Source organism: Paraburkholderia eburnea (assembly GCF_002917095.1).
In the GTDB taxonomy this organism is placed as follows: Bacteria; Pseudomonadota; Gammaproteobacteria; order Burkholderiales; family Burkholderiaceae; genus Paraburkholderia; species Paraburkholderia eburnea.
Genome location: NZ_PQGA01000003.1, coordinates 526,170 through 546,436 on the forward strand (window position 1 = coordinate 526,170; position 20,267 = coordinate 546,436).

Here is a 20,267-nt window from a genome sequence, read left to right on the forward strand (position 1 = left end):
CGGGCGAGCGGCAATTGCGAAATTGCGTGATGCGGGTAATGTTTCCTGCCAGTCGGCTGCTTTGCTCGCGCGCGCGCCGTGGACCCGGCCTAAAATAACCGGACGCTTAAAAAGGAGCCGCCGCGCCGTATCGACGTGCGAGCGCGGCGTTCGCAACGGAGACAACTGCGGAAACATTCGCGCGCCACGCCATGAACCGTGCCCCTGCCTTGCCCATTGCCTCGCCGCCCCGCCCCGCGCATCGCATCGCGCTGCTGTTCAACGCGAACAAGGTCTACGACCGCGAAATCATCGCGGGCATCGGCCACTATTTGCACTCGACGCGCGTGGCGTGGGATCTGTTTCTCGAAGAGGATTTCCGTTGCCGGCTCGACGGCATCGAGCGTTTCGATGGCGATGGCATCATCGCCGACTTCGACGATCCCGCCGTCGCCGCTGCGCTGCAAAATATTCCGCTGCCCGTGGTGGCCGTCGGCTCGTCGTTCGAGGATGCCGCGCAGTACCCCGCCGGGCTGCCCTATATCGCGACCGACAATCGCAAGCTGGTCTCGCTCGCGTGGACGCATCTGATCGGCGCGGGTCTGCCGCATCTCGCGATGTACAGCCTGCCCGTCGCGCAGGAAAACCGCTGGGCGCAGGAGCGCGAGCTCGCGTTCGAGGCGCTCGCGCGCGAGGAAGGCATGGAGGCGCCGGTATTTCGCGGTCTGGCCACCAGCGCGCCGTCGTGGAATCAGGCCAGCGAGCAACTGCACGAATGGCTGCAGGCGCTGCCCAAACCCGTCGGCGTGATCGCCGTGACCGACGCGCGCGCGCGTCATCTGCTGCAAGCCTGCCTGATGCATGGCATCGCGGTGCCCGAGCAGGTGGCGATCATCGGCATCGACAACGACCCGCTCACGCGCACCCTCACGCGCATTCCGATTTCGTCCGTGATCCAGGGCACCGAGGAAATGGGCAAGACGGCCGCGCACCTGTTGCATCAGATGCTGCGCGGCGCACGTTTTCCGGGGCAGCGCATTCTGGTGCCGCCCGTCGGCATCAACGTACTGGCGTCGACCAAACACGAACCGATGTCGAGCCCGCACGTCATGCGCGCGCGGCACTTCATCCGCCAGTACGCGTGTCAGGGCATCAAGACCGGGCAGGTCGCCGATTATGTGGGCGTATCGCGTTCGTCGCTCGAAGAATACTTTCGGCGCGAGTTGCAGTGCACCGTCCACCAGGAAATCCTGCGGCACAAGCTCGATGCGGCGAAGGCCATGCTCGCGAGCCGCGACGCGTCGAGCGCCGAAGTGGCGATCCGCTGCGGCTTCACGTCGCTGCAGTATATGTATGCGGTGTTCCGGCGCGAACTGGGCTGCACGCCGCGCGAGTATCAGGACAGCGTGGCGCCGCCCTCGCCTTCCCGTATTTCGCCGCCCTGACGCTCGCCCATCGACTTTTATGACTCCAGCCACATGAACAAGCCACTGCACATCAGCCCGATCAGCGTCGAACCGTGGGGCACGCTGCCCGGCGGCGATGCCTGCCGGCTCTACACGCTGCGCAACGCGCAGGACATGAAGCTGACGATCAGCGACCTCGGCGCGACGCTCGTGTCCTGGCACACGCCGGATCGCGCGGGACGGCTCGCCGATATCCTGCTCGGCCACGACACGCCCGCCGCTTACCAAAGCGCGACGACCTACATGGGCGGCCTGATCGGGCGCTGGGCCAACCGTATCGCCGGCGCGCGCTTCACGCTGGACGGCATCGATCATGCGCTCGATCGCAACGAAAACGGCAATCTGCTGCATGGCGGCGCGAACGGCTTTCACCGCGCGCTCTGGCAGGTCGAGGAAGATCGCGGCGCGCTGCTGCTGCGCCTCGACTCGCCCGAGGGCGATGGCGGTTTTCCGGGCAATGTGAGCGTGCAGGTGCGCTACGCGCTCGACGATGACGGCACGCTCACGATCGCCTACGAAGGCATCACCGATGCACCCACCGCGCTCAACCTCACGAGCCACGGCTATTTCAACCTGAGCGGCGAGCCTGGCGCGGACGTGCGCGGCCACATCCTGACGATCGACGCGGACGCTTTTCTGGAAGTCGATGAACGGATGATCCCGATCGGCATGGCGGAGGTCTCGGGCAGCGCATTCGACTTCCGGCACGGCGCGCCGCTGGGCGCGCGGCTCGACTGGCCGCATGTGCAGCTTGCGCGCGCGCGCGGCTTCGACCATTGCTATGTGCTGCGCGGCGGCGAACAGGCGGAACAGGCGGGACGGCCGCTCACACTGCGTCAGGTGGCGAGCGTCTACGAGCCAGGCAGCGGCCGCGAGCTCGTCGTCTCGACCGATCAGCGCGGCCTGCAGTGCTATACGGGGAATTATCTGGAGGGCCAGCCGGGACGCCACGGCGCGCCGTGCGTGAAGCACGCGGGCCTGTGCCTCGAAGCGGGCGGCTTCCCGAACCAGATCAATATGGCGGCGCCCGATTGCGACGGCGCCGTGTTGCGGCCTGGCGGCACTTACCGCCAGGTCACGCAGTACAAGGTCAGCGTGCGCGCCTGATTCTGCGTAGTAGACGCGCTCAGGAAACCTTGTCGTACTGGTAGACGCCGCGACCGGTCTTGCGGCCCAGTTGCCCCGCCGACACCATCTCTCGCAGCAGCGGGCAGGCGCGATATTTCGAATCGCCGAAGTCCTTCAGGAACACGTCCATCACGGACAGGCACACGTCGAGGCCGATCAGATCCGCGAGCGCGAGCGGCCCGATCGGATGATTGGCGCCGAGCTTCATGCCGGCATCGATTTCCCCGGCGCTCGCCACGCCTTCGGCCAGCACGAAAAAGGCTTCGTTGATCATCGGCACGAGAATGCGGTTGACGACGAAGCCGGGCGCGTTCTTCACGCCGATCGGCGTCTTGTCTAGCCGCTGCGCGAGTTCGCGCACGGCGTCGGCGACCTCGGCGCGCGTCTGCAGGCCGCGAATCACCTCGACGAGCGGCATCATCGGCACCGGGTTGAAGAAGTGCATGCCGATGAAGCGCGACGGCTCGGCCAGCGTCGTGGCCAGCGCCGTGATCGAAATCGACGAGGTGTTCGACGCGATGATCGCATCCGGGCGCGCGGCGGCCTCGATCTGCTTGAGGATGCGCGTCTTGAGTTCGGCGTTTTCCGTGGCTGCCTCGATCACGAGGTCGGCGCTGGCGAGGCGCGCGTAGTCCGTCGAGGTCTCGATGCGCGCGAGCGCCGCGTCGCGCACCGCGGCGTCGAGCTTGCCCTTCGATACAAGGCGTTCGAGGCTGTGCTTGAGCGTCGCGACGCCCCGCTCCAGCGCGGCGTCCGTCACGTCGATCATCACCGCCTTCAGCCCCGCCACGGCCACCGCCTGCGCGATGCCGTTGCCCATGGTGCCTGCGCCTACGATCCCTACCGTTTCGATTGCCATGTCTTGCTCCTCACTCCTTTATCTGCGACGCCGGTACATCGTCTATGAAAAACCGGTGATGCCTTGCGCGTGGTGCACTGCATCATAAGCAGAGAGTGTAACGGGTTGCGCGGCAGGAGGAGTGTCGGCACGGCGGGTGCGACGGGATGCCCCCCCGCCGTCGCGGCCTAGAAGTTGTACTGCAGGTAGACCTGGCTGAAGTTGAGGCCGGGATTGGGCGTCTTGATATCGGCGTTGGAGATGTGCTGAAAGCGAAAGCCCACCTGATAGTTCTGGTGCTCGCCGAACTGCGCGCCGACACCCACCATGTCGGCAAACTGGAACGCGGAGGACAGCGTGCGGTCAGGCGTGAGTTCGACGTGCGAGAGCAGACGTATGCCCACGCCAGCCTCGAAAAATGGCCGTATCCAGCCCGAGTCCTTGATGAAACGGAATACCGGCGTCACGCCGAATTCCCAGATATTCGGCTGCGACGCGGCCAATTCGTCCAGCTTCCAGTAGGCGGCGTGGAACTCACCCACCACCGTGAAATGGAAGCCGCCGATATGCCACCACTGCAAACCCGGATCCCAGACCAGACCGAAATCGAGCTTCTTCACGTCATGATCCGCAACACCGGCGCCAAGCTGGACGCCGAACTGATCGGCGTGCGCCGCCGCGGCTCCGAAGGCGAGCGCCGCCGCGCACGCACAACGCGTCAACCGGGCCTGCCAGGCCCTTTGTCTTTCTGTCATGAACATCCCCGAAAAGGAACGACACTTCACGACGCGGCCGTTGCACGGCCAGCTCTCCCTTACCATTCGAAACGATTTCTACGGGCGCATCGACCGAGCCGTTGATAGCCGTTTGCAATCAAAAACGCGATGTGTCGCCAAGTTTAAACGCGATTTAACAACTGCGTTTGTTCGCCCACCCACGCCCGCCCCCGCCCGCCCATCAAGGCCAAAGCTGACTTAATGCTTTCAATGGAATCCATGCGAGCCGAAAAGGAAATCACTCGCGGATAATCGCCGGATTTAATTCCAATCAATGGCGGGGATTATCGATATCCCGGGCGCGAGAATCTCGCGCAGCGAAAGCGCGATTAAACGACACAGGCAAATGTGAGGACGATTGTTCGGAGACGAGACATCGTTGCGCGCACATGGATGTGCGCGCAACGATCAAACGGGAGGAGAAAACGGATTTACTGCTTGGCGCTGGCGCGATCCGCACGCGGACCGAAACCGGGCAGACGCTTGATGAAGCCGGTCGCGAGCGCCGTCCCCACGAGAATCGTGCAGCAGGCTTCGACCATGCCGATCGACACGTGCTCGCCCAGGAAAAGCGCGCCCCAGAGAATGCCGAACACGGGAATCACGAAGGTCACGGTGATCGTGCGAGCCGGACCGATCGCCGCGATCAGGCGGAAGAACATCAGATACGCGACGCCCGTGCAGAAGATGCCCAGCGCGAGCGCCGCGGCCCAGGCGTGCAGCGACACGGCGGCATGCGGCCACGTGGCGATCGCGAAAGGCGCCAGCACGACGGTTGCTGCGGTCATGGTGCCGGCCGCGACGGTGAGCGGATCGACGCCGGTCAGATGGCGCTTGGTGTAGCTCGCCGCGACACCGTACAGCGCAGCGGCGACAAGTGCGGAAAGCGCCGCCAGCAAGGTGGCCGACGTGCTCGCGCCGTCACCGGCGCGCGTGGCGATCTGATCCCAGACCAGCGCCAGCACGCCGAGAAAACCGATCACCAGACCGACCACGCGCGGGCCGCTCAGCCGGTCCTTGAGCCACACATAGGCGACCACGGCGCCGAACAACGGCGTCGTCGCGTTGATCACCGAAGTCACGCCCGCAGAAAGCGTGAGTTCCGCCCACGCAAAGAGACAGAACGGAGCGGCCGAGTTGAGGATGCCCACCACGAGCAGCGGCCAGGCGCGCGCGCGCAACGTGGCCAGCGCCTCGCGTGGCGAGCGGCGCGAAAACAGCACGAGCAGCAGGAACAGCGAGCCGATACCGACACGCAGCGCCATCAGCGGCGCCACGCCCAGATCGACCACGCCGAGGCGGATAAAGAGAAAGGAGCCACCCCATAGGGAGGCAAGAAAAATAAGCTGAGCGAGTTGGATCGGATTCATGGGGAGTGGCGCTGACGAGCGCTCTGTTATGCCTGGTTAGCCTTGTTGTGCCTGATTTTCTTGCCTGGCTGAGGCATCCGGGCATGCCCGCACCTGCCGCGAAGGCGGAATGCGCAAGACCCGCATATTGACGCCATAGCGGCGACATACGGAACGTGACAGAAACACCGGCGGAATTGCGCTAATCGTAAGGGGCGCGGCGCGTCTCTCATAACGAATGATTCTCATCGATATGTGAGAAAAACTAACAGCCGGTTCTTGCTCAGTCATTCCCGGGCGACCTGGCGCTAACCCTATGAATGAAAAGCCTTAGTAGGCTGGCAGGGCGAGGGAATTGTGGGATTTGTTGAGGAGGCGCGTAGGAAGCGGTATCGGGAAAACTCACCGACGTTTCTTCGCGCTCGACCTGGCACCGCCTTTTTCGAGCGCAAATGAAAAAACCCGCACGGTTTTGACACCGTGCGGGTTTCTGTTCTGGTCGGGGCGAGAGGATTTGAACCTCCTACCACCTGCACCCCATAAAGGCAACTCGCACTCTTTCCGCATCCGGTATAAACTGCCCCGCTCTGGGAAATCCTTGTCAGACGGGGATTTGAGCCGTATTCGCACTCTGGCTCAGTCTGCCCCCATCTAAGCCAAACCAAAGATTTTCCGGTAACCAGACGGTAACGGGACGGTAACGGAGAAAACATGGGAAAGCTGACGGTGCGCGCCATCGAGAGCTTCAAACCGGCTGAGAAGCCGTATCACAAACCTGACGGCGACGGTCTACGGCTTCGCATTGCCACTGACGGCACAAAGTCCTGGCAGATCAAATACACGGCCAACGGGAAGGAAACGACTGTCACACTCCCGCGCCGATACGGGCAACGGACGGACGACGGCCATCTCTCACTTGAGGATGCACGTATCGAGGCAGCAGGCATTCGCGCCCTCGCCCGCAGCGGCACCGACTACCAGCAAAAGATCGCAGACGACCGGGCCGCCGAAGAGCGAGCAAGGCAACGCGAGCGCGACGAACAAGAAGCGCGCAATCGCCGCAAGACAGTCCGCCAACTGTTCGAACAATGGGCGACCGCCGAACTGTCAAGCCGGAAGGACGGCGGCGCCGAAACGAAGCGCGGACTTGAAAAGGACGTTCTGAGCGCGATAGGCAACCGGCACGCCGACGACATCACACGCGCCGACATTATGGCGATCCTCGACGGAGTGAAGGCGCGAAACGCAAACCGGCTCGCAAACCGACTGCTGGCGGAAATGAGGCAGATGTTCGGATTTGGTGCCGTTCGGGAAATCGTCAAAGTTGATCCGACCTACGGCATCAAGAAACGGGACGTAGGCGGCAAGGATGCAGAGCGCGAACGCACGCTATCGGAAGAGGAGATTAAAGAACTCCCGGAGAAGCTCGAAGCAGCAAACCTGCTTACCTCGACCAAGCACGCTGTCTGGGTGATGCTCTCGACGCTCGCCAGAATCGGCGAACTCACGAACGCGCGCAAGGCGGATATCGACATCGACGCCGGAACATGGATCATCCCTGCCGAGCATTCGAAGAATGGAAAGCCGCACACGGTCTACCTGAGCGACTTCGCCGCGCTGCACATGGGCGAACTATTGGCGCTTTCGGATGATCCAGTGTGGCTGTTCCCGGCACGCAACATCGATACCGATGAGCCATCCCGCGCGGTTTGCTCGAAGTCGATCACGAAGCAGCTTCACGACCGGCAACGCGGGAAGACAAAGACCAATGGAACCGCTCTGACGACCGCCCTAACCCTTCCGGGCGGCACGTGGACCCCACACGACCTCCGGCGCACAGGGTCCACCCTCATGGGCGAATTGGGCGTTCACGGCGATGTGATTGAGAAGTGCCTGAATCACACGGAAGAGAACAAGATCAAGCGCACCTATCAGCGGGCGATCCGGCAACAGGAACAGATTGAAGCGTGGCAGAAGCTGGGCGACCGGCTCGACCTGCTCACGCGCGATGATGTCGACAACGTAGTTACGCTGGCGGGACGTGCAGCAAACGCATGAGGATAAGCAAATGACGGATGCCACATTGAATGGCGGTGACGTGCGACGGAGTATTTCGGAAGCGATAGACCGAGTAGGCGATAGAACACATTCGCGTGAACACGTGGAGATTTTGGCTGCATTCGCCGAATCCGTGCTTCGAAATGTGAGCGAGAAAGCGCTGAAACCAGCGTGGGATAACACGAAACGCCCGTCGCCCCCTGAAGTAAAGGAATGGGCGGCCAGTCGCGCTGCAATAGTGTTCAAGACGTGCAATAACCAAGAACGCCCTCTGTTTGAGTCGCTTGAGCTTGCATATTGGGCATACCACGCGGAATCCGAAACACAAGGCCATAAGAGAGTCAAATCAGTGGCGGCCCTTGGCCCTAGCCCGTTGCGGATTGAGCGGACGCTGAAGCTCTGGCGCAAGGGCCGCCGCCAAGTCGCAGCCCCTCTCGCAACGCTTGAAGTAGATTACGAGAGAATGCAAAGACCTGTGATTCCAGCGTTGAATAAGTACGGGTTCGACATTCCCATTTCCGCAGCCGACTGGTTTAAAAAAACGGAAATAAACCGCCGAAAAAATAACGCGACTGCAGTGCCGCCGCACTAATTGCAAACGAAGTTGCCCGGAAATCCCCTCAGGGGGTCTTCCGAGCGGTCTTACTTCAGAAGCGCTGGAATCTCATCGAAAATCGAACCCCTACGGATTCCACCGGTGGAGTCCGGACTTCCTCGATAGGTTCGATTGTGACTACTAGCAGCACTCAGAAGGTCTCAAATCTCATGCCTCCGCGCGCCGCCACTCGCGCGACCAACATCCAACCGCGCGGCCTGTCCGCCCGCCAAGCCGCCGCATATATCGGCATCGGCTACTCGACGCTCTTCGAGTTGCGGAAGAAAGACGCAACTTTCCCGGTCGCCGTGCAACTGTCGGCGAACAGAGTCGCGTATATGCGCGATGAGCTTGATGCGTGGCTTGAATCCAAGCGCGTCGCGTCCAACAGCCACTGAGCGATAGGGCCGGCATCCATGAATCCAGAGATCAAACGGCATTTCGAAGCGACCGAACGGCACTTGCTGGCGGCAATCGCCGAGCTTGAGACGATTCCAGACTCGAACTTCAAATTCTTGGCACTACAGATGCGGGAGGAAATGCTAGGCCGTGCCCGCGCCGGATGGGATTGCTACGTAGCGCGATGCGAGTCTATTCGCGCCCTAGCAAGGGAGGCGGCATGATCGACGCCAACCACTTCGACGCTGCACGCATCACCGAACGGGCGACTATGGACGATCCAACCACCTGGGGGCCGTTCACAGGTTCCGGCTACTACCCAGTTGACGATGCCCAACTCGCGGACGCACTTTCCGGGGCCGAAATCGTTGTCCACGAAGAAGGCTTCGAGGCATTCGAATATATCGAAGGCTATCTTTCTTCGGAGCGTGGCGGCATACCCTTCTTTGCCGTGAAGGACCGCACACCCGGCGCGGTTCACATGCTGTCGGCGCCCGGTCTGGATGATAGGTAAGCATGTTCGCGCCGTTGTCCCCCCTGTTGGGCGCAATCGATTGCTCGACGTTGGATCGTATTCGATCCAACGTTGCAGCAACGCCGCGCGAACGCCTTCTGCTCAACTTTCGCGCGGCGTTCACCTTAAGAGAGCGCCGGAAGGCATTTTTCCTCTCGGAAGCGCTCACGGCGCACGGCATACCACCTTGTTTTCGCCGGGATGAACGTTACCGGCTAGGAGAGCTTGACGAGTCGCAACGGTTCGATCTGTCCGCCTATGACTTGCAATGGCTGGCAATGCGCTATCCCGATCATGCAGAGCAAGTGCGTGGCGGATATGCGTCTTTGCTCCAGGCCGATGACTGGCGCTGGCTTGCGAGCGCAGAATACTATTGGTCGTCGTCGCATCAAGGGGCAACGTGGAAGACCGTCAAGCAGCTGGCGCTTACTGTCGATCAGCAATGGGAATGCAACGTCTTGCGTAGTCAGCCAATCAAGCTGGCGGCGCAAGGCCTTGATCGTCGCCGCGTCAACGTTCGAAAAGCGATCATGGACGAACTGCCGAAGGCGATGCAGCGACGGCACGAAGGCGACGCGAGAATGACTCTTGAACGCCGCTATCGAGTTTGGGTATGTAGTGAGATGGCCGGAAAAAGTCCGACGATGGCAGCGCGCTTATATGGCCTTTGGACTGGCAACAAAATCTCCCGAAGTGTCGCGGATCGCGATGTCGAATGGGTGCGTCGGCACATCCCAGAGTCACGCAAGCGCCGGGGTACGAATGACGCTCGCAACGACATGCAGTGATGCATGCATGCTGTGTCGGGGATATTTCATATCCCCGGCTATCCCGTCACACCATCCCAGCCTTACCCAGCAAGGGTTTCCGCTGTGACAAAACGAGATGACAAGTCCGTGTTTTTTCTACACGGCTGTCACAGCATAAACCGGGTTCCCGTCACAGCATCGAAAGGATATTGAAATAATTAAAACACCCGCTTTGAGCTTGTAAACCTTTTACCTACCTGGCACAATCGGCACCCGGTTTTCAGCAGTGAAGCGGAGCACGGCGGCGCGCTTCACGAAGTCCATCGCCGCCACTGGAATAACAATCAGAAATGGAAGTAGCAAACCACATGCAGCAGATTCAAACGATCGACCTTGAAGACTTCGCGGACCTCTACAGCGAATCGTCCATCATCAACACGACCAGGATCGGAAACACGAAGCTCCATACCGTCACTCACCCCACTCGCGGTAATCTGATTCTGATTGATACCGGCACGTCAGAAGCTGGCTTCATCAACCTCAATTAACATCCCCAAACCTGCAACGGGTTGGCATCGTCTTCGCGACGATGTTTTCGAAACACTACTATCAGTCAACGTTGATTGATAGCTAATCAAACGCCGATTCACTTCTCGTCCCACGACGAAGCAATCACCCGATTGCCGTTCTGACACGTAACGCCCATCCGTGGGAGATGGTGCATTCGACCGCGAATGATCCTCCCATGATCCCGGTGAGAGGGTACGTGCAGGATCATTTCATAATATGCAATGTCTTAGAAAAACCAGACTTCGCGGGTGGCTAGTGTTTCATCATTTGGCTTAAATTTTCACCCGATCCTTACATTTACTCCAGTAGTGCAAAGCGGGCGCCTTGGCCCGCTTCCCGCCGCTCTATATAAGAACGTCAGTCGCCCGATTCGTCGACTTCTTCCAGCGTCATTGGGGGCAAGCCCTGCTTGGCATGTAGCGCGGCGCGATCCGCCTTGTCCCAGCACTTCCCGTAGGCGATCTTCTTGGCGTCTGCCTCTGTAGGCGCCACATCACGTCCGAAGTTGAACGCCCAAATCTTGACCGGCGCCAAGAAGTCGCCATCGTCCAGATGGATAACCTGTTGGAGTTCATAGTGGTGATGCGTCGGTCTGGACGCGTAGCCTAGCGCCGCCATTCCGGCAACGTTTTGGCAGAGGGTGTCCTTCATCATCAGCTGGGTGTTGTCCTGCTGCGCGAAGGCGACGGTTGAAGCAACCCCGAAAATCACGGCGAGTATCGTATTTTTCATAGTCTCTCCTGTAAGCGGGAGAATTAGACCATGAAAAATAAAACGGGGTCACACCGAGACGTATTTAACGGCCTTCGCAAAGGCCGTTGCTCGCACCTGCGAGTTTGTGACGATCCGGTAACCAGACGGTAACGGAAGCCAGAAATGGAAAACGGGTTACAGACTTTCATCTGTAACCCGTTGATTTTCCTGGTCGGGGCGAGAGGATTTGAACCTCCGACCACCTGCACCCCATGCAGGTACGCTACCAGGCTGCGCTACGCCCCGAGAGCTAGAAAGTATAACAGACCCTTTTGCCGATTTGAATGCCTCAGATGCAATTCGTCGGAAAGAATCTTTGCAACCCTCACCGCCCAAGCAGATCGAGCACGTGCAGCAGTTCCTTGCGCAACTGATCGACGTCGACGCTCGCCATGTTGCCTTCGCTCACCGGCACCTCTTCCGCGTCGCCGGGCGCCCCCTCTTCCACGACCGCGCCATGCGAGTCGAGCCGGTTGCGCGCGCCGTTGATCGTGAAGCCCTGTTCGTAGAGCAATTCGCGAATGCGCCGGATCAGCAGGACTTCATGATGCTGGTAGTAGCGCCGGTTGCCGCGGCGCTTGACCGGTTTCAACTGCGTGAACTCCTGCTCCCAGTACCGCAGCACATGGGGCTTCACTCCGCACAGCTCGCTCACTTCGCCGATCGTGAAGTAGCGCTTGGCGGGTATCGGAGGCAAGACGACCTTTTCGATTGTCGATGTCATCGCCGGGTTGCCGTCGTGGTGGTTGCGCAAAGTGGCGTCGCCGCCAGAGTCCGTTGTTGCCAGTCACGCCCGCTGCCTGGCACCCGTGCGGGCGGGCGCGGGTCATCCCGCGCCGTGATGCCTGTTCGATCGTTGCTGCGTTATCAGCGCGGGAAGCTGGCTTCAGCGCCGCTTTCCACCAGCGCCTTGAGCTTCTGGCTTGCGTGGAACGTCACCACGCGGCGCGCGGCGATAGGAATCGCTTCGCCGGTCTTCGGGTTGCGGCCCGGACGTTGCGGCTTGTCGCGCAACTGGAAATTGCCGAAGCCCGAGAGCTTCACGCTGTCACCGCTTTCAAGCGCGTCACGAATCACTTCGAAGAACGCTTCGACCATGTCCTTGGCTTCGCGCTTGTTGAGTCCGACGTTGTCGAACAGCAGTTCCGCGAGTTCGGCTTTGGTCAGCGTGGGCGTGTCGTTCGCGGCGCTTGCCGACGAGGCAGGGATATCGCGAATCATGGCGCTACGCTGTGCCGCGAGTAGGGCTTCGAAATCACTCGAGTTCATTTCGTTCATCTATCTATGAAATGGCGCGCTTCCGGTTCCCAGCACAGCAGTCTGCACTGCGCGAACCGGAAGCCCATGTCGGTACGGGAAAAGCCGGGAGGCTTATCCGCGCAACCGGGCGCCAAACACTCGAGCCAGGCGATCCACCAGGGACTTGATGGCCGCATCGACCGTTTCGTCCTGAAGGGTCCCGCCAGTATCTTGCAGGGTCACCCGGAAGGCAAGGCTTTTCTCGTCCGCGCCAAGTCCGGAAGTATTTGATTTTGCACGAAATTCATCGAACAACGCAACCCTCTGCACAATCCGCGCGGGCTCTTCCTGGATGCCCTTGTGAAGCTCGTCGAGCAGTGCCTGGACCTCGATCTTCTGATCGACGACCACTGCGATATCGCGTCGCACCGGCGGGAATTTCGACACGTCCGTCGGCGTCGGCAGTTCGCGCGCCATCAGCGCATCGGCTTCTACTTCGAAGACGATCGGCGCGTGCGGCAGGTCGTACTTCTGCATCCAGCGCGGATGCAGCTCCCCAATCCAGCCCACGGCTCGGCCATCGACTTCCACGCGCGCGCTACGTCCCGGATGCAGCGCCGGATGCTCGGCCTTCACGAAACGCGGCGTCTTCGCCGCGCCCAGACCCGCGAACAGCGCTTCGAGATCGCCCTTCACGTCGAAGTAATCCACGCCGCGCGTTTGCGCGCCCCACTGCTCTTCGAGCGCGGGACCATACGCGAGCGCGCCGATCATCTTCGGTTGCGCAAAGCCTTCCACCGTCATCTCACCCGCCTTGATCGACGGATCGTGCAGGAAAACGCGGCCCGCTTCGAACACGCGCACGCGGTCCGCGCGGCGATTCAGGTTGTGGCGCAGCACGTTGATGAGGCTGCCGATGAGCGTGGTGCGCATCACCGAAAGCTGGCTCGCGATCGGGTTGAGCAGCTTCACCGGATTCGCGTTGCCCGCGAAATCCAGTTCCCATTCGGCATCGACGAAGCTGAAGTTGATCGTCTCGGCGTAGTCGCGCGCGGCGAGCGCATGGCGGACCGCGTGAATCGAGCGGCGCGTCTCGTTGGTCGCGCGCATTTCGCTGCGCGCCACCGGCGGCAGCGCCGGGATTTTTTCGACGCCGTAGATACGCGCGACTTCTTCGATCAGGTCTTCTTCGATCTCGATGTCGAAGCGGTACGGCGGCGGCGTGACGCTGAAGCTCTCGTCGCCCGCAGCGTCGACGCTACGCTCGAACGTGAGGCCCAGGCGCGTGAAAATCTGCGCGATCTCATCGGCGCCAATCTTCACGCCGATAATGCGGTTCGCGCGCGCAACGCGCATCTTCACCGGCGCGCGCTGCGGCACGTTCACGGTCTGATCGTCGATCGGGCCGGCTTCGCCGCCGCAGATGTCGAGGATCAGTTGCGTGATGCGCTCGATATGCTCGACGGTCGTGGACCAGTCCACGCCGCGCTCGAAGCGATGGCCTGCATCGGTCGAGAAGTTGTAGCGGCGCGAGCGGCCGCGGATCGCGTCCGGCCACCAGAATGCGGCTTCCAGATAGATGTTTTTGGTGTCGAGCGTCACGGCCGTGCTGTCGCCGCCCATGATGCCCGCGAGGCTTTCGATCTCGCGTTCGTCGGCGATCACGCCCACGGTTTCATCGACTTCGACCGTGTTGCCGTTGAGCAGCTTGAGCTGTTCGCCCTTCTTGCCCCAGCGCACATCCATCGACCCGTGGATCTTGTCGAGATCGAACACATGCGACGGGCGGCCCAGTTCGAGCATCACGTAGTTCGAGATATCGACCAGCGCCGAGATGCTGCGCTGGCCCGAACGCTGGAGGCGCTCGACCATCCACGCCGGGGTCTTCGCGTGTGCGTTCACGCCGCGGATCACGCGGCCCGAGAAGCGGCCGCACAGGTCCGGCGCCGAAATCTTCACGGGCAACGTTTCGTTGAGCTTGACTTCCACCTTCGGAAACACGGGCGCTTGCAGCGGCGCGCCGGTGATCGCGGCGGTTTCGCGCGCGACGCCGTACACCGACAGACAATCGGCCTTGTTCGGCGTGAGCTTGATTTCGAAGATGGTGTCGTCGAGGTTCAGCGCTTCGCGGATGTCCTGGCCGATCGGCGTGTCTTCCGACAGGATCATCAGGCCGCTGTGGTCTTCCGAGAGCTTGAGCTCGCGCGCCGAGCACAACATGCCCTGGCTTTCCACGCCGCGCAGCTTCGAGAGCTTGATCGCGAAGGGCTTACCGCCCTCTTCCGCAGGCGGCAGTTCCGCGCCGACCAGCGCCACGGGCACCTTGATGCCGGGCGCGACGTTGGGCGCGCCGCAGACGATCTGCAGCGTCGAGCCGGTGCCGGCATCGACCTGACAGACGTTGAGCTTGTCCGCGTCCGGGTGCTTCACGACTTCGAGCACGCGGCCGACGACGATCTTCGTGGTGGGGGGCGCCGCCGGGCTCAGGCCTTCGACTTCGAGGCCGGCCATGGTGAGCGCGTGGGCCAGCTCATCGGTCGTGAGCTTCGGATCGACAAAGCTTCTCAGCCAGGATTCGGGGAATAGCATTTGGTTTTACGTTCCAGACAGATTGTGACCACAGCGAAGGGTTCTCGCGCACCTTCTTCAGGTGCAGCGTCCGCCTCGCGCCCTGCAGGCGACGGTGCCGCGTCGACGTGAATTCGGCGTCGCTTCGATTCAGGCGAACTGGCGCAGGAAGCGCAGATCGCCTTCGAAGAACAGACGCAAATCCTGCACGCCATAGCGCAGCATCGTCAGACGTTCGAGGCCGCTGCCGAACGCAAAGCCGATATAGCGTTCCGGGTCCAGACCCATGTTGCGGATCACGGTCGGATGCACCTGGCCCGAGCCCGAAATTTCGAGCCACTTGCCCGCGTTCTTGCCGTGCTCGAACATCATGTCGATTTCGGCCGACGGTTCCGTGAACGGGAAATACGACGGGCGGAAACGCACCTGGATGTCGTCGCGCTCGAAGAACTTCTTCAGGAAGTCGCTGTAGACGCCCTTCAGGTCCGCGAAGCTGATGTTCTCTTCGATCCACAGGCCTTCGACCTGGTTGAACATCGGCGAGTGGGTGGCGTCGCTGTCCACGCGATACGTGCGGCCCGGCACGATCACCTTGATCGGCGGCGTGTGCGTGCGCGCGTAGCGCACCTGCATCGGGCTCGTGTGCGTGCGCAGCAGCAACTGACGGCCATCGGCGTCCTTGCCGTCCACGTAGAACGTGTCCTGCATCGAGCGCGCCGGATGGTTTTCCGGGCTGTTCAGCGAGGTGAAGTTGAACCAGTCGGTCTCGATCTCGGGACCGTCGGCCACGTCGAAGCCGATCGAGCCGAAGATCTGCTCGACGCGTTCCCACGTCTGCATCACCGGATGCAGGCTGCCCGTGCCCGTGCCGCGGCCCGGCAGCGTGACGTCGATCGCCTCGGCGGCGAGACGCTGGTTCAGGAGCGCGTCGGCAAGCGCCTGGCGGCGCGCATTGAGCGCGGCTTCCACCTGCTGCTTGACGGCGTTGATGCGCGCACCTTCGGTTTTGCGCGTTTCCGGGTCGAGCTTGCCAAGACCCTTGAGCAGTTCGGTCAGCGCGCCCGACTTGCCGAGAAAACGAGCTTTTTCGTTTTCAAGCGTGTTGACGTCGGGTGCGGAAGCGAAGGCGGTTTGCGCGTCGGCGACAATCTGGTCCAGATCCATTGATCCCATCTTTTCAGCGTCAGTGTTTGAGACTTGAGCGGTGCATTGCACGCCGCCGTGTGCAGGTGTGGCTCACTATCGTGACGCACAATCGCGACGGCATGGTGGCACTGCATGAAACGGCGCAATGGGCCGCATCAGGCGGCGCATAAAACAAGAAGCGCGCAGGAAGCGCTTCACCAACAAAAACGGGGCTCGGTGAGGAGCCCCGTTTTTGTTGCAGCATCACCGAAACAACCGGAATGTCTGCTGCAACGAACCTGCGCAATACCTGATCTAGTTACCCGGATCAGGCAGCGACGGCGGCTTTCACTTGCTTGACGATCGCAGCAAATGCAGCCTTGTCGAACACAGCCATGTCAGCCAGAACCTTACGGTCGAGTTCGATCGAAGCCTTCTTCAGGCCGTTGATGAACACGCTGTAGGTCATGTCGTGCTGACGCACCGCTGCATTGATACGCGTGATCCACAGTGCGCGGAACACACGCTTCTTGTTGCGGCGATCGCGATAGGCGTACTGGCCTGCGCGCATGACCGCCTGCTTGGCGATGCGATAGACGTTATTGCGACGGCCGCGGTAACCCTTGGCCAGGTTGATGATCTTCTTGTGGCGGGCCCGTGCGGTAACCCCACGTTTGACTCGAGGCATGTGTAGCTCCTATGAGTTGTCGGTTGAGGATTACGCGAACGGCAGCATTGCGCGAACGGACTTCAGATCGGAATCATGAACGGCCGTTGCACCACGCAGGTGACGCTTATTCTTGGTGGTCTTCTTGGTCAGAATGTGACGCTTGAAGGCTTGACCGCGCTTGACGGTACCACCCGGACGAACCACGAAGCGCTTTGCGGCGCTCTTCTTGGTCTTCATCTTGGGCATGAAAAACTCCATTTATTTGATGGACATGGGTGTGCAGCTGGCTCCCACGCGCGGCTTCGACACCTTGCGCTTTTGCCCTCATACCGCCCTTCGAAACCCACTCCACTTGTTTTGCAGCCAGCCAGATCAAAAAACGAACTGGCCGCCGCTTTCAGGAAAAACGTCCACCTGCCGCACTTGCGTGCAGCGCGCGGGCGCCATTTCCGGAACCTGCTGCATGTCTGCATGCTCCGTGAAGCGCACGAGACATCGAGAACTGCTTGAAACGTCGCGCAGTGCAGTGAAAAAACACTACGCCGCGCGCCGCATCACTTCTTCTTCTTCGGCGAGAGCACCATGATCATCTGGCGCCCTTCCATCTTCGGCATCTGCTCAACCTGACCGACTTCTTCGAGGTCGGTGCGCAGGCGCTCGAGCATGCGCATGCCGATTTCCTGGTGGGCCATTTCGCGGCCGCGGAAACGCAACGTGATCTTCGTCTTGTCGCCTTCATCGAGGAATCGGATGAGGTTGCGCAGCTTGACGTTGTAATCGCCGTCGTCGGTACCCGGGCGGAATTTGACTTCCTTGACCTGGATGACCTTTTGCTTGAGCTTGGCCTCGTGCTGCTTCTTCGATTCCTGGTACTTGAACTTGCCGTAGTCCATCAGGCGGCACACGGGCGGCACAGCCTGCGGGGCAATTTCAACCAGATCGACGTCTTGCTGTTCCGACATGCGGAACGCATCAGCCAGCTTTACGATACCGAGCGGCTCGTTCTCGATTCCGACGAGACGCACCTCGGGTGCAGTGATTTCACCGTTGATGCGATGCGACTTATCCGTAGCGATGTTACGTTTCCTCTAAAAATTAAAAAAACGAGCCGCGCTGCCAGGTGGCTTACCTGAACGAACTGACGTCCTGCGCCAGACGCTCAGCAAAGGTATCGACAGGCATCACGCCCAGATCGACACCGCCACGGGCACGCACGGCTACCGTTTGTGCTTCACGCTCTTTGTCGCCGACAACCAGCAGGTACGGGACCTTCTCAAGCGTGTGCTCGCGTATTTTATAGCTAATTTTCTCGTTGCGCAAATCGGCCTGCACTCTAACCCCTTGTTTTTGCAACGATTGGGTCAGATTAGCGGCATATTCGGCCTGACTCTCCGCAATATTCATCACAACGACCTGCACCGGAGCCAGCCAGGACGGCATTGCACCAGCATGGTGCTCGATCAGAATACCGAGAAAACGCTCCATCGAACCGAGGATCGCGCGGTGCAGCATGATCGGGCGACGGCGGCTGTTGTCCTCCGCCACGTACTCGGCGCCCAGACGCTCCGGCAGCACCATGTCGAGCTGCAACGTGCCGCACTGCCACGAGCGGCCGAGCGCATCCTTGATGTGGTACTCGACCTTCGGACCGTAGAACGCACCCTCGCCCGGCAGCTCTTCCCACTCCAGACCGCAGGCCGTCAGCGCGTCACGCAGACCCTGTTCGGCGCGATCCCACGTTTCATCCGTGCCGGCGCGCGAATCGGGGCGCAGCGACAGCTTGATGTCGATGTGCTCGAAGCCGAAGTCCTTGTAGACGCTCATCGCCAGCGTATTGAAGGCGATCGATTCGGCGATGATCTGGTCTTCCGTACAGAAAATATGCGCGTCGTCCTGGACGAAGCCGCGCACGCGCATCAGGCCGTGCAGCGCGCCCGATGCCTCGTTGCGGTGGCACGAACCGAATTCCGCGTAACGCAGCGGCAGATCGCGGTACGAACGCAGGCCGTGATTGAACACCTGGACGTGACCCGGGCAGTTCATCGGCTTGACGGCGTAGTCGCGCTTTTCCGACTCCGTCGTGAACATATTTTCACGGTAGTTCTGCCAGTGACCCGACGCTTCCCACAGCGAGCGGTCCATGATCATCGGCGTCTTGATTTCGTCGTAGCCGGCGATGCGCAGGCGCGCGCGCATATATTGCTCGACCTGCTGCCAGAGCGTCCAGCCCTTCGGGTGCCAGAACACCATGCCCGGCGATTCGTCCTGCATGTGGAACAGGTCGAGTTGCTTGCCGAGCTTGCGGTGATCGCGCTTTTCCGCCTCTTCGAGGTTGTGAAGATACAGTTCCTGATCTTCCTTCTTCGTCCAGGCCGTGCCGTAGATGCGCTGCAGTTGCTCGTTCTTCGCGTCGCCGCGCCAGTAGGCGCCCGCAACCTTCATCAGCTTGAAGACCTTGAGCTTGCCCGTCGACGGCACGTGCGGGCCACGGCACAGATCCGTGAAGCCGCCATGCGAGTACAGCTTGATGTCCTGATCGCCGGGAATCGATTCGATGATCTCGGCCTTGTACTTCTCGCCGATGCTCTTGAAGTAATCGACCGCCTCGCCGCGCGTGACGACACGGCGCGAAACCGGCTCGTCCTTCTTCGCGAGTTCCTGCATGCGCTTTTCGATCTTTTCGAGATCTTCGGGCGTGAAGGGACGGCTGTAGGCGAAGTCGTAGTAAAAACCGTTGTCGATGACCGGGCCGATCGTGACCTGCGCTTCCGGATACAGTTCCTTGACCGCGTACGCCAGCAAGTGCGCCGTGGAGTGACGGATGATGTCGAGGCCGTCGGCGTCCTTTTCCGTGACGATGGCAAGCGTTGCGTCGCGATCGATCAGCGCCGACGTGTCGACCAGCTCGCCGTCGAGCTTGCCGCCGAGCGCCGCCTTGGCGAGACCGGGGCCAATCGAAGCCGCCACTTCGGCGACCGTGACGGGATGATCGTACTGTCGAACCGAACCGTCAGGCAGACGTATCGCAACCATGTTTTTCTCCAGAAGCGCCGCGCACGGCACATCGTATTGTGTTCGGGGGAGATCGCCGCTTACGGCCAACTGCCAGCCACCCGCGGCGACCCGCGAAAATTTCGCGGCGAAAAAAAATGCGGCCCCGCTTTCGAGGGGCCGCATTCACTTTTCAAACCAGATTGCAGGGCGAAAGAGGTCCTCGACTAGCGTCGTTCCGAAGTAGTTTCGGTCAACGTTCGCGGTGTCATAACCGTATTCGCCTTGAGCGCAGAGCGCTTTTGCTGCACATGAAGCCCCGATGCTAACACACGCATCGCAACTTCGATTTCGTTGGTAGGCTCGATTGGACTCGAACCAACGACCCCCACCATGTCAAGGTGGTGCTCTAACCAGCTGAGCTACGAGCCTGAAGAAGCAAGACTATATGACACTTTCGTGGACTTGGCAAGTGCTTTTTTGCGCTGCGGCAAAAGCAC

General features: G+C 60.9%; 20 protein-coding genes and 2 tRNA genes. 8 read left to right on the top strand and 14 right to left on the bottom strand.

Translation table 11 applies throughout. The annotated features are described in order from the left end of the window. Positions 1 to 191: 191 nt before the first annotated feature. Together B0G62_RS10315 and B0G62_RS10320 are read left to right on the top strand one after the other, a co-directional pair. The gene (locus B0G62_RS10315) at positions 192 to 1,424 is read left to right on the top strand and encodes a XylR family transcriptional regulator (protein WP_103704071.1); all 1,233 of its coding nucleotides are present in this window, start codon (positions 192 to 194) and stop codon (positions 1,422 to 1,424) included. A 33-nt stretch (positions 1,425 to 1,457) separates the two neighbouring features. Continuing rightward, positions 1,458 to 2,552 (top strand): aldose epimerase family protein, encoded by a 1,095-nt coding sequence (locus B0G62_RS10320; RefSeq protein ID WP_103704072.1) that lies wholly within the window; start codon positions 1,458 to 1,460, stop codon positions 2,550 to 2,552. Positions 2,553 to 2,571: 19 nt separating this feature from the next. On the opposite strand, the gene B0G62_RS10325 is transcribed toward B0G62_RS10320, so the two are convergent. From B0G62_RS10325 to B0G62_RS10335, 3 genes are all read right to left on the bottom strand, one after another. Next, a complete protein-coding gene (locus tag B0G62_RS10325; protein WP_103704073.1) occupies positions 2,572 to 3,432 on the bottom strand; it encodes a 3-hydroxybutyryl-CoA dehydrogenase in 861 nt (286 codons plus the stop codon). Between the two features lie 167 nt (positions 3,433 to 3,599). Next, positions 3,600 to 4,166 carry an acyloxyacyl hydrolase gene (locus tag B0G62_RS10330; protein WP_103704124.1) on the bottom strand — a complete coding sequence of 189 codons (567 nt, stop codon included), beginning with the start codon at positions 4,164 to 4,166 and terminating at the stop codon, positions 3,600 to 3,602. A gap of 452 nt (positions 4,167 to 4,618) precedes the next feature. Next, positions 4,619 to 5,557, bottom strand: coding sequence for a DMT family transporter (locus B0G62_RS10335; protein WP_103704074.1), 939 nt, complete (start codon positions 5,555 to 5,557; stop codon positions 4,619 to 4,621). Positions 5,558 to 6,247: 690 nt separating this feature from the next. Between B0G62_RS10335 and B0G62_RS10340 the strand changes: the two genes are divergently transcribed. The 6 genes from B0G62_RS10340 (at position 6,248) to B0G62_RS10365 (ending at position 10,399) form a co-directional block, all read left to right on the top strand. Further along, entirely contained in the window at positions 6,248 to 7,594 is a 1,347-nt protein-coding gene (locus B0G62_RS10340; RefSeq protein ID WP_103704075.1) for a tyrosine-type recombinase/integrase, read from the top strand. Positions 7,595 to 7,604: 10 nt separating this feature from the next. Further along, positions 7,605 to 8,186, top strand: coding sequence for a hypothetical protein (locus B0G62_RS31145; protein WP_146055233.1), 582 nt, complete (start codon positions 7,605 to 7,607; stop codon positions 8,184 to 8,186). A gap of 173 nt (positions 8,187 to 8,359) precedes the next feature. Then, on the top strand, positions 8,360 to 8,587 hold the full coding sequence (locus tag B0G62_RS10345; RefSeq protein WP_103704076.1) for a helix-turn-helix transcriptional regulator: 228 nt from the start codon (positions 8,360 to 8,362) through the stop codon (positions 8,585 to 8,587). Positions 8,588 to 8,808: 221 nt separating this feature from the next. Beyond that, positions 8,809 to 9,102, top strand: coding sequence for a hypothetical protein (locus tag B0G62_RS10355; RefSeq protein ID WP_103704078.1), 294 nt, complete (start codon positions 8,809 to 8,811; stop codon positions 9,100 to 9,102). A 2-nt stretch (positions 9,103 to 9,104) separates the two neighbouring features. After that, positions 9,105 to 9,890 (top strand): hypothetical protein, encoded by a 786-nt coding sequence (locus B0G62_RS10360; protein WP_103704079.1) that lies wholly within the window; start codon positions 9,105 to 9,107, stop codon positions 9,888 to 9,890. A 329-nt stretch (positions 9,891 to 10,219) separates the two neighbouring features. Then, entirely contained in the window at positions 10,220 to 10,399 is a 180-nt protein-coding gene (locus tag B0G62_RS10365) for a hypothetical protein (protein WP_106346925.1), read from the top strand. A 379-nt stretch (positions 10,400 to 10,778) separates the two neighbouring features. Here B0G62_RS10365 and B0G62_RS10370 read toward each other — a convergent pair whose 3' ends face one another. The 11 genes from B0G62_RS10370 to B0G62_RS10420 all read right to left on the bottom strand — a co-directional run bounded on the left by B0G62_RS10370 (position 10,779) and on the right by B0G62_RS10420 (position 20,199). Next, on the bottom strand, positions 10,779 to 11,153 hold the full coding sequence (locus B0G62_RS10370; protein WP_103704081.1) for a hypothetical protein: 375 nt from the start codon (positions 11,151 to 11,153) through the stop codon (positions 10,779 to 10,781). A gap of 190 nt (positions 11,154 to 11,343) precedes the next feature. After that, a tRNA-Pro gene (locus B0G62_RS10375) sits at positions 11,344 to 11,420 on the bottom strand. A 79-nt stretch (positions 11,421 to 11,499) separates the two neighbouring features. Beyond that, the gene (locus tag B0G62_RS10380) at positions 11,500 to 11,898 is read right to left on the bottom strand and encodes a MerR family transcriptional regulator (protein WP_103704125.1); all 399 of its coding nucleotides are present in this window, start codon (positions 11,896 to 11,898) and stop codon (positions 11,500 to 11,502) included. A gap of 143 nt (positions 11,899 to 12,041) precedes the next feature. Further along, positions 12,042 to 12,452, bottom strand: coding sequence for an integration host factor subunit alpha (locus B0G62_RS10385; protein WP_103704082.1), 411 nt, complete (start codon positions 12,450 to 12,452; stop codon positions 12,042 to 12,044). A gap of 93 nt (positions 12,453 to 12,545) precedes the next feature. After that, a complete protein-coding gene (gene pheT, locus B0G62_RS10390; RefSeq protein WP_103704083.1) occupies positions 12,546 to 15,002 on the bottom strand; it encodes a phenylalanine--tRNA ligase subunit beta in 2,457 nt (818 codons plus the stop codon). Positions 15,003 to 15,131: 129 nt separating this feature from the next. After that, complete coding sequence (gene pheS / locus B0G62_RS10395) at positions 15,132 to 16,145, bottom strand: phenylalanine--tRNA ligase subunit alpha (RefSeq protein WP_167401216.1); 1,014 nt, start codon at positions 16,143 to 16,145, stop codon at positions 15,132 to 15,134. 289 nt (positions 16,146 to 16,434) lie between these two features. After that, positions 16,435 to 16,794 carry a 50S ribosomal protein L20 gene (gene rplT, locus B0G62_RS10400; RefSeq protein WP_004192938.1) on the bottom strand — a complete coding sequence of 120 codons (360 nt, stop codon included), beginning with the start codon at positions 16,792 to 16,794 and terminating at the stop codon, positions 16,435 to 16,437. Positions 16,795 to 16,824: 30 nt separating this feature from the next. Then, the gene (gene rpmI / locus B0G62_RS10405; protein WP_027793434.1) at positions 16,825 to 17,022 is read right to left on the bottom strand and encodes a 50S ribosomal protein L35; all 198 of its coding nucleotides are present in this window, start codon (positions 17,020 to 17,022) and stop codon (positions 16,825 to 16,827) included. Positions 17,023 to 17,330: 308 nt separating this feature from the next. After that, on the bottom strand, positions 17,331 to 17,852 hold the full coding sequence (infC, locus tag B0G62_RS10410) for a translation initiation factor IF-3 (protein WP_084068824.1): 522 nt from the start codon (positions 17,850 to 17,852) through the stop codon (positions 17,331 to 17,333). 49 nt (positions 17,853 to 17,901) lie between these two features. Continuing rightward, the gene (gene thrS / locus B0G62_RS10415) at positions 17,902 to 19,809 is read right to left on the bottom strand and encodes a threonine--tRNA ligase (protein WP_103704126.1); all 1,908 of its coding nucleotides are present in this window, start codon (positions 19,807 to 19,809) and stop codon (positions 17,902 to 17,904) included. Positions 19,810 to 20,122: 313 nt separating this feature from the next. Continuing rightward, a tRNA-Val gene (locus tag B0G62_RS10420) sits at positions 20,123 to 20,199 on the bottom strand. Positions 20,200 to 20,267: the final 68 nt, after the last annotated feature.